At 70.6% G+C, this 5,007-nt stretch carries 4 protein-coding genes and 2 pseudogenes; 3 read left to right on the top strand and 3 right to left on the bottom strand.

What is annotated here, in order from left to right:
• A pseudogene (locus B2U11_RS11415) lies at positions 1 to 258 on the bottom strand (flagellar export protein FliJ); the annotation flags it as partial.
• A 6-nt stretch (positions 259 to 264) separates the two neighbouring features.
• Complete coding sequence (gene fliI / locus B2U11_RS11420; RefSeq protein WP_292071851.1) at positions 265 to 1,608, bottom strand: flagellar protein export ATPase FliI; 1,344 nt, start codon at positions 1,606 to 1,608, stop codon at positions 265 to 267.
• 173 nt (positions 1,609 to 1,781) lie between these two features.
• Between fliI and B2U11_RS11425 the strand changes: the two genes are divergently transcribed.
• Entirely contained in the window at positions 1,782 to 3,242 is a 1,461-nt protein-coding gene (locus B2U11_RS11425; protein WP_292071852.1) for a methyl-accepting chemotaxis protein, read from the top strand.
• A 22-nt stretch (positions 3,243 to 3,264) separates the two neighbouring features.
• Here the strand turns inward: B2U11_RS11425 and B2U11_RS11430 are convergent, their stop codons facing one another.
• Entirely contained in the window at positions 3,265 to 4,158 is an 894-nt protein-coding gene (locus B2U11_RS11430; protein WP_292071853.1) for an EamA family transporter, read from the bottom strand.
• Between the two features lie 84 nt (positions 4,159 to 4,242).
• Between B2U11_RS11430 and B2U11_RS11435 the strand changes: the two genes are divergently transcribed.
• Together B2U11_RS11435 and B2U11_RS11440 are read left to right on the top strand one after the other, a co-directional pair.
• Complete coding sequence (locus B2U11_RS11435; protein ID WP_292071854.1) at positions 4,243 to 4,725, top strand: Lrp/AsnC family transcriptional regulator; 483 nt, start codon at positions 4,243 to 4,245, stop codon at positions 4,723 to 4,725.
• Positions 4,726 to 4,825: 100 nt separating this feature from the next.
• Positions 4,826 to 5,007 (top strand): annotated as a pseudogene (locus B2U11_RS11440) (cysteine synthase A); the annotation flags it as partial.

Below are 5,007 nucleotides of genomic sequence, written 5' to 3' on the forward strand. Positions count from 1 at the left end.
CTCTTCGGCCTCGATCTCGGTCAGGGCGCCCTCGGCGGCGGCGCGGCGGCTTTTCCAGCCGGCCAGATAGGCGCCCAGCATCATGCCGGCTTCGGCGTCCGCCCGGGCGCGGGCGCGTTCGCCCTCGGCCTCGGCGTCCAGCACGGCCAGCTTCATCTCGGCGCCGCCGCGGCGTTCGGCGATCTCGGCCAGGCGCTTCTGCAGCGTCTCGACCTCGTAGTTGGAGATGCGGATCAGGGATTGGGCCCAGGCGGTCATGTGTCGTTACTCCCTGATCATGCCTTGGTTCAGGATTGCCTCCAGCCGGGTAAAGGAATCGGTAAGACGGGTGACGTCGTCCTTGTCCTGTCCCAGGAAATCCTCCAGCGCCGGGTTCAGCGCGATGGCGCGGTCCACGATGGGGTCGGCGCCCTGGCGATAGGCGCCGATCTTGATCAGCTCTTCCATGTTGGCGTAGGCGCTCAGGCACTGGCGGGCGCGCTTGTTCAGCTCTCGCTCCGGCGGCGTCTGGCAACCCGGCAGGGTGCGGCTGACCGACTTCAGCACGTCGATGGCGGGAAAGCGCCCGCGCTCGGCGATCTTGCGGTCCATGACGATGTGGCCGTCCAGGATGCCTCGAACCGCGTCGGCGATGGGTTCGTCATGGTCGCCGCCGTCCACCAGCACGGTGAACAGCGCCGTGATGGGGCCCGCCGTCGTGCCGTCCGGCCGGATCGGTCCCGGCCCGGCCCGCTCCAGCAGCTTGGGCAGTTCTGTGAAGACGGTGGGGGTGTAGCCCTTGGTGGTCGGCGGCTCCCCCGCCGCCAGGCCGATCTCGCGCTGGGCCATGGCGAAGCGGGTGACCGAGTCCATCAGGCACAGGACCTCCTGGTCCTGATCGCGGAAGAACTCGGCCACGGCCATGGTCATATAGGCGGCCTGGCGTCGCTTCAGCGCCGGCTCGTCGGAGGTGGCGACGACCACGACGGCGCGCTTCAGCCCCTCTTCGCCCAGGGTCTCCTCGATGAATTCGCGCACCTCGCGGCCGCGTTCGCCGATCAGGCCGACCACCACCACGTCGCAGGTCGCCTGGCGCGCCAGCATGGACAGCAGCACCGACTTGCCGACGCCCGACCCGGCGAAGATGCCCAGGCGCTGGCCCCGGCAGGTGGTGGTGAAGACGTCCATCGAGCGCACGCCCAGGTCCAGCCGCTCTCCCACCCGGCCGCGCGAATGGGCCGGCGGGGGCGGGGCCTTCAGCGGATAGGGCGCCGGTCCCTGCGGCAGCGGCCCCTTGCCGTCGATCGGCTCGCCGAAGGCGTCGACGATCCGGCCCAGCCAGGCGGCGGTGGGGCGCACGCTGGCGGCGGCGTCGATGATCTTGATGTCGGCGCCGGGGGCCACGCCCTCGACCGGGCCGAACGGCATCAGCAGGGCCTTGGCGTCGCGGAAGCCCACCACCTCGGCGGGCAGGGGGGCGTGGCCGCGCCGGCCGATCTCGGCCCGGGCGCCGACCGCCAGACGGCTGAGACCGCCGCGGGATTCGATCAGCAGGCCGTTCACCCCGGCGACCTTGCCGGTCACGACCAGCGGATCGACGGCTTCGACAGCGGCGACGAGATTGCGCAAGCGGGACCCCAGAACAGCCGTTAACCGTTTGCGCCATCATGGTTAACGCGCCGTGAATCGTCGTGGCGCGATCGGTCTAGGGGAAAACACCTACAACCAGGACGAGCAATGATTTGGCAAGAATTGCGTGCGACCTTCGGTTGTCAGTCATCCACGGGTCTGGGGAGGCCAGGATGTTCTCAAAGCGTCACGCGTCGGGTTCCAGCGACGGCCGACTGGCCGATCTTGAAGGCAAGATGGCCGCCATCGGGCGATCTCAGGCGGTGATCGAATTCAATCTCGACGGCACGATCATCGACGCAAATCCCAATCTGCTGTCGACCCTGGGCTATACGCTGGACGAGATCCGAGGCGCCCATCACCGGATGTTCATGGACCCGGCCGAGGCGGCCTCGCCGGACTACGCCGCCTTCTGGCGCGCGTTGAACGAGGGGCGCTTCCTGGCCCGCAAGTTCCGCCGGCTGGCCAAGGGCGGGCGCGAGGTCTGGCTGCAGGCCTCCTACAACCCCGTGTTCGGCCCCGACGGACGGCCGACCAAGGTCGTCAAGCTGGCCGTCGACATCACCGAGGCCGAGCAGCAGGCCGCGCGCAACGAGGCCGACCGGCTGGCCGCCGAACAGGCCCAGACCGCCCTGGTCGACGCCCTGGCCGGGGTGCTGGGCCGCCTGTCCGGCGGCGACCTGACCGCGCGCATCGACCAGCCGATGGCCGGCGCCCACCAGCGCATCAAGGACGACTACAACGGCGCGGTCGACAGCCTGCGCCAGGCGCTGGACCAGGTGCTCCAGGCGGTCGCGGGCCTGCGCGGCGGGGCCGACGAAATCTCCAGCGCCTCTGACGACCTGTCGCGCCGCACCGAACAGCAGGCCGCCTCTCTGGAGGAGACGGCCGCCGCGCTGGACCAGATCACCGCCACGGTCGGCCGCAGCGCCGAGGGCGCGCGCCAGGCCTCGGCCGCCGCCGCCGGCGCGCGCCAGCAGGCCGACCGTTCCGGCGAGGTGGTGCGCCAGGCCGTGGCGGCGATGGACGGCGTTCGCCGCACCTCGGGCCAGATCGGCGAGATCATCGGCGTCATCGACGAGATCGCCTTCCAGACCAATCTGCTGGCGCTGAACGCCGGGGTCGAGGCGGCCCGCGCGGGCGAGGCCGGTCGCGGCTTCGCCGTGGTGGCGTCCGAGGTCCGGGCACTGGCTCAGCGCTCGGCCGAGGCCGCCAAGGAGATCAAGACGCTGATCGGCGCCTCCACGACCGCCGTGGCCGACGGCGTGCGACTGGTGGATCAGACGGGAGAGGCGCTGGACGCCATCGTCGTCAAGGTGGCCGAGATGGACGCTCTGGTGTCCGAGATCGCCGCCTCGGCCCAGGAGCAGGCGACCGGCCTGGCCCAGGTCAATACGGCGGTCAATCAGATGGACCAGGTCACCCAGCAGAACGCCGCCATGGTCGAACAGACCACCGCCGCCTGCGCCGCCCTGAAGGCCGAGGCCGGCCAACTGGCCGAACAGGTCGGCCGGTTCCAGACCGGCGCGGCCGAGGCGGCGCCCGCGTCGCGACCGTCGCGAGAACCCGCCCGCCTTCGGGCCGTGGCGGGGGGGCGGCTCGCCGCGGCGACATCCGACTGGGAAGAGTTCTAGCGCGCCGACCGGCCCGCGCCGGTCATTCCGGCAGGGCGGGGGTCGGAACGGGTTGGCGCGTGGTCAGAACCGCGCCGGCCGAGGCGGCGACGATGGCGGCGATGGCCAGAGCCTGCTGGCCGCTGAGATGCTCGTGCAGCAGCAGCAGGCCGGCGACGGCGCCGACCGCCGGCTCGGCGCTGAGCAGCACGCCGAAGGTCCGCTTGGGGATGTGGCGCATGGCGTAGAGGTCCAGCGAATAGGGGATGGCGCTGGAGGCCACCGCCACGGCCAGTCCCGCCAGCAGGATCGACGGCGACAGCAGGGCCGCGCCGGCGTGGGCCACGCCGAACGGCAGCACGACCAGGGCCGCCACGCTCATCCCCATCGCCACCGACGGACCGGGGTGGATGTGCGACAGCCGCTTGCCGAACACGATGTAGAGCGCCCAGAACACCCCGGCGACGGCCGCCAGGGCCACGCCCACCGGATCCAGCGTCTGACCCGCCCCCGGCAGGGGCAGCAGCAGGCCCAGGCCCAGCACCGCCAGCCCCACCCAGACGAAGTGGATCAGCTTGCGCGAATAGATCAGCGCCAGGCTCAGCGGACCGGCGAATTCGATGGCGAAGGCCACGCCCAGCGGGATGGTCTTCAGGGACAGGTAGAAGCACAGGTTCAGCCCGCCGATCGCCGCGCCGTAGAGCGCCAGGCCGGCCAGGTCCGCGCGGCTGAAGCGCATCCGCCACGGCCGCCACACCAGCAGCAGCAGGATCGCCGCCAGCCCGACGCGATAGGCGGTCGCCCCTTCGGCCCCCACGACGGGGAACAGCCCCTTGGCGAAGGTGGTGCCGATGCTGAGCGACAGCATGCCCACCACCAGGGCGACATAGGGCAGGACGGGCGCGGGCGGGGCGTGGCGCAGGGGGAGGGCGGTCATGCCCCAGGGGTAGCCGAAACCCGCTTGCGCTTCCCGGCGATTTCCGCATCTTCAGCGCCTGATTTCGTCACGAAAGATCGCGAAATGACGGGTTTCGTCGCGCTCGACGCCTTCGACCACCGGCTGATCGAGCGGGTCCGCCGCAACAACCTGGAGCCGGCGCGGGTCACGGCCGAGGCGGTGGGCCTGTCGGAATCGGCGGTGCTGCGCCGCCTGCGCCGTCTGCGGGCCGAGGGCGTCATCGTCGCCGACGTGGCGGTGATCGACCCTGCGCGGGTCGAGCCGCGCATCGTGCTGCACGTCCAGGTCGAGATGAACACCCAGGAGCGCAAGACGGCCGAGGCCTTCAAGCGCGCGCTGAAGGCCAGCCCGGAGGTCCAGGCCGCCTGGGACGTGACCGGAGAGACCGACTATCTGCTGACCGTGGCCGTTCCCTCGATGGAGGATTACGAGGCCTTCTGCCTGCGCGAACTGACGACCGAGGCGGGGGTTCGGTCGTTCCAGAGCATGATCGTGATCCGCGAGGTGGTCGGCTTCGATCCCGCCCGGCGCACGCTGCGACGCTGAGCCCGGCTGAAAGTGTCACGCAGAAATCATCGACGGCGCGCTCTTGCGCGTTACATCCAGGGCTTATCTGTATAGGCCGCCAGATCACGGAGACCCGACCATGTCCGACTTCAGCTACGACGCCTCCCGCCACCTGAAGAAGGGGCGCGGCAAGGTCTACGACTCCATCATCGACACCCTGGGCGACACGCCCGTCGTGCGGTTGCCCAAGCTGTCGGCCGAATACGCCGCCCAGATGGCTTCGGGGGCCACGGTCCTGGCCAAGCTGGAGTTCTTCAACCC

It is taken from the genome of Brevundimonas sp. UBA7534, assembly GCF_002479325.1.
Taxonomy (GTDB): domain Bacteria; phylum Pseudomonadota; class Alphaproteobacteria; order Caulobacterales; family Caulobacteraceae; genus Brevundimonas.

What these genes read in the sequence shown, in the direction of transcription:
- B2U11_RS11435 (WP_292071854.1), top strand. Translation starts at nt 4,243, where the DNA reads ATGACGGGTTTCGTCGCGCTCGACGCCTTCGACCACCGGCTGATCGAG.
- B2U11_RS11425 (WP_292071852.1), top strand. Translation starts at nt 1,782, where the DNA reads ATGTTCTCAAAGCGTCACGCGTCGGGTTCCAGCGACGGCCGACTGGCC.
- B2U11_RS11430 (WP_292071853.1), bottom strand. Translation starts at nt 4,158, where the DNA reads ATGACCGCCCTCCCCCTGCGCCACGCCCCGCCCGCGCCCGTCCTGCCC.